The 5,709-nt window shown below is 62.5% G+C and carries 7 protein-coding genes; 4 read left to right on the top strand and 3 right to left on the bottom strand.

What is annotated here, in order from left to right:
• Both RMN95_RS17150 and galE read right to left on the bottom strand, forming a co-directional pair.
• On the bottom strand, window positions 1-292 hold a 292-nt coding region (locus RMN95_RS17150; RefSeq protein WP_397545270.1), incomplete at its 3' end, for a GDP-mannose 4,6-dehydratase.
• Window positions 293-367: 75 nt separating this feature from the next.
• Complete coding sequence (gene galE, locus RMN95_RS08395) at window positions 368-1,351, bottom strand: UDP-glucose 4-epimerase GalE (RefSeq protein WP_309616481.1); 984 nt, start codon at window positions 1,349-1,351, stop codon at window positions 368-370.
• Between the two features lie 86 nt (window positions 1,352-1,437).
• Between galE and RMN95_RS08390 the strand changes: the two genes are divergently transcribed.
• The 4 genes from RMN95_RS08390 to RMN95_RS08375 are packed head-to-tail and all read left to right on the top strand — an operon-like array spanning window position 1,438 to window position 4,829.
• Window positions 1,438-2,046 carry an acyltransferase gene (locus RMN95_RS08390; RefSeq protein WP_309616480.1) on the top strand — a complete coding sequence of 203 codons (609 nt, stop codon included), beginning with the start codon at window positions 1,438-1,440 and terminating at the stop codon, window positions 2,044-2,046.
• Window positions 2,043-3,119, top strand: coding sequence for a DegT/DnrJ/EryC1/StrS family aminotransferase (locus RMN95_RS08385; protein ID WP_309616479.1), 1,077 nt, complete (start codon window positions 2,043-2,045; stop codon window positions 3,117-3,119). The genes RMN95_RS08390 and RMN95_RS08385 overlap by 4 nt, the downstream gene beginning before the upstream one ends.
• Window positions 3,119-4,105, top strand: coding sequence for a Gfo/Idh/MocA family oxidoreductase (locus tag RMN95_RS08380; RefSeq protein ID WP_309616478.1), 987 nt, complete (start codon window positions 3,119-3,121; stop codon window positions 4,103-4,105). The genes RMN95_RS08385 and RMN95_RS08380 overlap by 1 nt, the downstream gene beginning before the upstream one ends.
• Before the next feature lie 49 nt (window positions 4,106-4,154).
• On the top strand, window positions 4,155-4,829 hold the full coding sequence (locus RMN95_RS08375; RefSeq protein ID WP_309616477.1) for a GCN5 family acetyltransferase: 675 nt from the start codon (window positions 4,155-4,157) through the stop codon (window positions 4,827-4,829).
• Between the two features lie 10 nt (window positions 4,830-4,839).
• Here RMN95_RS08375 and RMN95_RS08370 read toward each other — a convergent pair.
• Window positions 4,840-5,709 (bottom strand): LpxD N-terminal domain-containing protein (locus RMN95_RS08370; RefSeq protein ID WP_309616476.1); only part of this gene is annotated, 870 nt, incomplete at its 5' end.

The raw sequence follows: 5,709 nt of genomic DNA, 5'->3' as shown, positions 1-5,709 counted from the left end.
CGATGCTTTCGAGCGCCTCGACCGGCTGCTCGAATGACAGCGCCACCGACGTCTGGCCGGCGAGGTTGTAGATCTCATCCGGTTCGACGCGGGCAATCAGTTCGCTGAGGAAGGCCGAATCGGTCAGATCGCCTTCGTGGGCGATGACACCGGGCGACCGCTCGCCCAGCGTCACGTCGCCGGGCTTGACGAGCCCGTGAACCTCGAACCCCTGTTCCAGCAGGTCCCGCGCGAGATAGGTGCCATCCTGCCCGGTGACGCCGGTGATGAGTGCGCTTTTCGTGCAGGAAATCGCCTTTATCGCTATCGATTGGTGCCGCCGAGAACTCTGTCCGCTGGCACGTTGAGGCGATAAGGCGACCCGACGTTAGACAGGGCCAGAGGCCACCGATGCATGCAGGCGGGCATCCCAGGCAGATGCCACGATGTCGTCGAGCGCGAAGCGCGCCTGCCATCCGGTCTCGGTCGCGATCCGGCCGACGGCCGCCACTACTTCCGCGGCATCGCCGGGCCGCCTGGGCAGCGTCTGGGGCTCCGCCCGAATCCCAGATATATCCATCAGGGCACGCACCATTTCCAGCACACTCGTGCCGGTTCCTGTGCCCACGTTCATCACGTCGTGCCCGGTATGCCCCACCAGCCAATCGAGCACCACCAGGTGTGCCTCGGCAACATCTGCGACGTGCACGTAGTCGCGGACGCAACTTCCGTCCGGCGTGTCGTAGTCGCTGCCAAAAATCCCGGGTCGCTGCCCGGAGATGAGCTGGTCCATGATGATCGGGATCAGATTGGACGCACCCGTATCGGCGAGTTCTGCACGAGACGACCCGCCGACGTTGAAGTAGCGCAGGCTCGCCGCGCTGAGCGGCCATGCGGCGGCGGTGGCATCGATCAGCTGCTCACCCGCGAGCTTTGACGCGCCATACGGATTCACGGGGGCGGGCTGGCGATTTTCGTCTATGACCCCGCCCGCCTGGCCGTAGACCGCAGCCGTCGAGGAGAAGACCAGTCGCGGGCAGGTTTTCTCCACTTCGAGGGCAAGGATTAGATTCGAGATCGAACCGACATTCTGCTGGTAATACCAAGCGGGCCGTTCGACCGATTCTGCGACCTGCTTCCGAGCAGCGAAGTGGATGACCGAGTCAATCCGGTGGGTTCGAATGGCGTCCGCGACGACAGCCACCGAGGCCGGTTCGGCGAGGTCAACTTCGAGTAGCGGAAAGTCGGCGACGCGTGCCCTCGATCCAGTGGAGAGGTCGTCAGCAATGAGCACGAAGTCTCCGCGGCCGGCCAGGAGATGACTGGTGTGGGCACCGATATATCCGGCTCCCCCGGTGACCATTACGCGCATCGCGCCAGTCTAACGACGGCCTACAGTCTCTCCGGCAGGGATCGGCTACGCTTAAACCAACTTTCCGCGAACACCCTGGAGCCTGTATGCCTGCACCGTCTGGCTTCGTTCATGAGACCGCCGACGTGGCACCGACCGCAACGATTTCCTCAGGCAGCAAGGTGTGGCATTACGCGCAGGTTCGTGATGGTGCTCATCTGGGCGAGAACTGCATCGTCGGCCGCGGAGCGTATGTGGGTTCTGGTGTTCAGGTTGGCGATAACTGCAAGATTCAAAACTATGCGCTCGTGTATGAGCCAGCCAGGCTCGCGCGGGGTGTGTTCATTGGCCCTGCTGTCGTACTGACGAACGATCATTTCCCGCGTGCCATCAATGCCGACGGAACACCAAAATCTGGGGATGACTGGCAGGCGGTCGGCGTGGATATCCGCGAGGGCGCCTCGATCGGCGCGAGCAGCACTTGCATCGCGCCGGTGGTCATCGGCCGTTGGGCTCTCGTGGGTGCGGGGTCGGTTGTGGTGAAAGATGTGCCCGATTTCGCGCTCGTCGTCGGCAGCCCAGCACGTCGGGTTGGCTGGGTGGGTTCGGCCGGGCATCCGCTCAGTCGGGACAATGACGGTGACTGGATCTGCCCGGTCACCGGTGCGCGGTACCGCGAGATAGATGTAAACGAATTAGTAGAGGTAGTGACATGATCCCCGCAGCAAAGCCAGAGATCGGCGATGACGAGCGCGCTGCGGTCGATCGAGTCATGCAGTCCGGGATGCTCGCCCAGGGCCCGGAGGTCGCCGCGTTCGAGAGTGAATTCGCCGGGATTGTAAACGGGATGCACTGTGTCGCCGTGAACTCGGGCACCTCTGCCCTGCACATGGCGTTTCTCGCTGCGGGGGTGGGCGAAGGCGACGAAGTGATCGTGCCGTCGTTCAGTTTCGCTGCGACAGCGAACTCCGTGGCGCTCACCGGCGCGATCCCGGTTTTCGTCGATATCGAGATCGACACGTTTGCGATCGATCCGGCCGCCGTCGAGGCGGCGATCACACCCCGCACCAAGGCGATCATGCCGGTGCATCTCTACGGTCATCCGGCCAACCTGGTGGCGCTGAAACACATCGCCGATAAGCACGACCTGCTCTTATTGGAGGACGCCGCGCAGGCTCACGCAGCATCCGTCGATGGAATCCCGGTCGGCGCGTGGGGCGTTGCAGGCTCTTTCTCGTTCTACCCCACGAAGAACATGACCTCCGGTGAGGGTGGGATGATCACCACACCGTCCGAGGATGTGGCGCGAATGGCGCGCGTGCTGCGCAACCAGGGGATGGAGAGGCGCTACGAGAACGAGGTCGTGGGATTCAACACCCGCATGACCGACATTCACGCAGCGATCGGCCGCGTGCAACTGACGAAGCTGGCCGCTTGGACGGCGAAGCGGCAGTCGAACGCCGCGTTCTTCACCGAAAACTTAAAGGGGGTTGTGACGCCACCTACGGCTTCCGGCGCCGTGCACGTCTTCCACCAGTACACGATCCGAATCGCGGGTCACGAGCGAGATGCGTTCGCTTCGGAGCTGGCTACGCGGGGTGTGGGCAGCGGGGTTTATTACCCCACACCCATTCACCGTCTGCCATCGTTCGCGCTCGATCTCGACCTGCCGGTCACCGAGCAGGCCGCAGCCGAAGTGCTGTCGCTGCCGGTGTATCCCTCGTTGACCGACGACGACCTCGCGTCGATTGTAGATGCCGTGAACGCGGTCGCGGAGGCGGGCGCCTGATGACGTTGCGCGCGGGCGTCATCGGCTTGGGTGTGATGGGCCGGTATCACAGCCGCGTGTTGAATAACCTGGACGGAGTGAACTTCGTTGGCGTTTTCGATCCTGCTCCCGGTGTCGGGCCAGAGATCGAAGGAAAGCCGGTTATCGCCGACCTCGATCGTTTTCTCGAAATGGGCGTCGACTACTGCGTCGTCGCGGCTCCCACCGTTTACCACCTTGAACTGGGCCGCGCTCTCGCTGAGCGGGGGATCCACGCTCTTATCGAGAAGCCGGTCGCGGCGACGACAGAAGCGGCTTCGGAGCTGCGCGACCTGTTCACTGCTGCCGGCCTGATCGGCGGGGTCGGGCACATCGAACGCTACAACCCGGCACTGCAGTCCGCGCGCCAGCGCATTGAAGACGGGTTGATCGGCGAGATCTACCAGATCGCCACTCGCAGGCAGGGGCCATTTCCCGGACGCATCGCGGACGTGGGTGTCGTCAAGGATCTCGCATCTCACGACATCGACCTCACCGCGTGGGTTGCGCAGCAGAGCTACGTGAGCGTGAACGCGCGCATAACTCACCGCAGCGGACGCGAGCACGAGGATATGGTGCTCGCCGTGGGAACTCTTTCCGGTGGTGCCATCGTCTCGCACACAGTGAACTGGCTGACGCCCTTCAAAGAACGCGTGACCGTGATCACCGGGGAAAAGGGCGTCCTCGTGGCCGACACACTCACCGCCGACCTTACGCACTATCAAAACAGCGCGACCGAAGACATCTGGCAGGCCCGAACAGAGTTCCACGGCGTCTCCGAGGGCGACGTCACGAGGTTCGCGCTGATCCGTAAGGAGCCGCTGGTAGCGGAGCACGAGGCATTCCGCGACTCCGTGCTCGCTGGCGAGCCTCAGGGTATCGTCACGCTGGCGGAGGGCACCAACGTCGTGCGCATCGCCGAAGAACTGGTCTCCGACGGCCTTTCTTATCAACTCCCGGCCACCTGACGCACCACCCGTCGAAGTCTCCTGCCCCACTGATCAGAAAACGGCGCCAATGCAACTCACCCCTCCCGACGGCTTGGGCTTCTCGTTCGCCGACTACTCCAACACCTTGCGGGCCTACAAGGACGCCGGTTATGCGGTGACAAGCTTTGTCGAATTCCTGAAGAACCCCCAACCTAAACACCTGGTTCTGCGTCACGACCTCGACAACTCAATCGAGCAGGCCCTGCGGGTGGCTCGGCTAGATGCCGATGCAGGATGCTCTTCATCGATCTTCGTGCGCGTTCATGCGCGTGGCTACAACCTGATGTCACTTCCGTCGTTATCCGCCATCACCGAGATGGAGGAACTGGGCCACGAAATCGGTCTACATCTCGAGGGCGGGATCGGCAGCGTTCTCGGCGGAGACGAACGCGAGTGGGCTCAGCGCCAGAAGAACGTCTTCGAAGCCGCTCTCGGCCGATCATTCACCGGATTCAGCCTGCATGAGCCGGCGCGCATGGGTGGGCTGGCGTTCGCCAACGCCCTTCTCGAGAGCTGGTCTGACACTGTGCGGTATCACGCCTATGAGGAGCGGTTCACCACTCCGACGCTCAAATACCTGAGTGACAGTAGCGGCAACTGGCGTGAAGGTCACTTCGGTCTCTGGGTCGATAAAGTGCCTCAACTTCAGGTTTTGACACACCCCTTTTGGTGGTTCGACAAGGTGCCTGCGGAGAACTACTGATCAACGACGGTCACCGATCCCGAAACTTCTTCGCGGGGTTACCGAAATGCACCTCGGATGCTGGTACCGAGCGGATGACGACCGCGCCGATGCCGATGAGCGCGTTGTCGCCGACCGATACGCCCTGGATGATCGACGCGTTGGGACTCACCCATGCCCGATCCCCGATCCTTACGCTTCCCGAAATCTCGGCGCACGCGGTGATGATCACGTTTGATCCGATCGAGACGTTGTGAGCCACGTGCACATGATCGTCGATTTTGGTGAAGGGGCCAACTGTAGTGGGTTCGATCGTCCCGGAGCACACAGTGGTGAAGGCTCCCACCTCAACGGAATCACCCAAGACCACCGATCCAACGTGCGGAAGGCGAAGGTTATTGCCCTCAGCGTCTGGCTCAACACCGAACCCCTCCTCACCGATCACCGCGTGGCTCTTGATGAGGCTTTTCGCACCGATCACAACATCAACACCGATCACGACATGATGGCGAATCTCGACACCCGCGCCGATGGAGGCACCCGCGCCGATAACGCTGAAATGCCCAACGGACGCGGTCGGGTCGATCATCGCCGATTCGTGGATCATCGCGGTCGGAGAGATGCCAGCACATGGCCTCGGCTCGAAGAACTCCCGCACTGCGGCGGCGAAAGCTGCCCGGGGGTTGTCTACGACGATGAACGTGCCTCCGTCGTACGAGACGCCCTCAATCACGGGAACGAGAATGATCGCTCCGGCCTCTGCGGCGCGCGCGACTTCGTCGGCAAACTTCACCGGGTCGACCGCAAAAACGAGCGCACCCTCGCGGGGATTGCTTAGCGTAGCCAGGGCGGTGATGCCGGTATCTGGTCCCACTACCGGGGCCTGAAGGAATTCGCCGCC

The organism is Salinibacterium sp., assembly GCF_031364185.1.
Taxonomy (GTDB): domain Bacteria; phylum Actinomycetota; class Actinomycetes; order Actinomycetales; family Microbacteriaceae; genus Rhodoglobus.
Note: the sequence above shows the minus strand (reverse complement) of the source record. Positions and strands in the feature narration are given on the sequence as shown.

Bases quoted from the DNA above. Each gene is read 5' to 3' on its own strand.
- RMN95_RS08390 (WP_309616480.1), top strand. From the start codon at position 1,438: ATGCCTGCACCGTCTGGCTTCGTTCATGAGACCGCCGACGTGGCACCG.
- RMN95_RS08375 (WP_309616477.1), top strand. From the start codon at position 4,155: ATGCAACTCACCCCTCCCGACGGCTTGGGCTTCTCGTTCGCCGACTAC.
- RMN95_RS08385 (WP_309616479.1), top strand. From the start codon at position 2,043: ATGATCCCCGCAGCAAAGCCAGAGATCGGCGATGACGAGCGCGCTGCG.
- RMN95_RS08380 (WP_309616478.1), top strand. From the start codon at position 3,119: ATGACGTTGCGCGCGGGCGTCATCGGCTTGGGTGTGATGGGCCGGTAT.
- galE (WP_309616481.1), bottom strand. From the start codon at position 1,351: ATGCGCGTAATGGTCACCGGGGGAGCCGGATATATCGGTGCCCACACC.